Source organism: Kitasatospora sp. NPDC018058 (assembly GCF_044327205.1).
GTDB lineage: Bacteria > Actinomycetota > Actinomycetes > Streptomycetales > Streptomycetaceae > Kitasatospora.
The window spans coordinates 1-1,056 of sequence record NZ_JBIRFA010000157.1 but is presented as its reverse complement, the minus strand read 5'-3'; the positions used below and the strand labels follow the sequence as shown (position 1 = coordinate 1,056).

The window sequence follows — 1,056 nt, the reverse complement described above, 5'->3', positions numbered from 1 at the left end:
TTGAAGCTGAGGGCAGTTCGTTTCGGGGGATGCCGAGGCGGGCGGTAAGCAGCCCTGACAATGCCGGGACGGACTGGCACTGCCAGACGGTTCGGGTCCGGCTAGCGAGACGGGAAGGTGTACGCGAGGAACCAGTGCTTGACGCCCCGTAATTACGACACCGGCTCCAACCTGGCGGATCTGGGCCGGATGCAGTGCACGACCGTCAGCGAGCTGACGGTCGACTCCGAAGCCGGTTCTACCTGTCGGTGGGGAGGCCACGCCGAAGGTCTGCGGCGTAGGTGTGGCGATGCTGCCGGGGTAGAGCTGGGCACCTCACCCGTCGATCGATTCCGTGGTGAACGTGGGAACTGTCCGCAGTCGCCCTCCGTGCCGGATCTCCAGTTCGGTCGAGGGCAGGTCCATCGCCGGTTGATGGCTGTCGGACAGGGCGGAGGCTCCGTAGTACTCGGAGGCCGGGAGAGCCGGCCGCAGGGGGAAGGGGGCCAGCAAGTCAGTAGTGAGGATGCTGGAATGCCAGGAGGTGTCGCCGGTGAACACCGACGAGTTGGAGTCCGCCCTGTTCGGGGCGGAGCTTCGGGTACTGGAGATCCAGACCAAGCTGCACCGTTGGGCGAACGATGATTCTCATCGCAGGTTCGACGATCTGTTCAACCTCGTGGCCGATCCTGCGTTCCTTCTGGTGGCGTGGGCCCGGGTCCGGGGGAACAAGGGCGCCCGCACGGCCGGAGTGGACGGAAGGACCGCTCACTCGATCGAGGCCGGGCAGGGAGTCGAGGTCTTCCTCGACGGGCTGCGATCTCAATTGAGAGAGCGCAGCTTCCGGCCGGTTCCGGTGCGTGAGCGGATGATCCCGAAGGCGAACGGCCAGCTCCGTCGCCTGGGGATTCCGACCGTAGCGGACCGGGTGGTCCAGGCGTCCTTGAAGCTGGTGCTGGAGCCGGTGTTCGAAGCGGATTTCCTCCCGTGCTCCTACGGGTTCCGCCCGAACCGCCGGGCTCAGGACGCCGTCGCCGAGAGTCGCTATCTCGCCAGTCATTCCTACGAATGGGTGGT

General features: G+C 65.8%; 1 pseudogene. It reads left to right on the top strand.

The annotated features are described in order from the left end of the window. Nucleotides 1-532 precede the first annotated feature (532 nt). A pseudogene (locus tag ACH4E7_RS45695) lies at nt 533-1,056 on the top strand (group II intron reverse transcriptase/maturase); the annotation flags it as partial.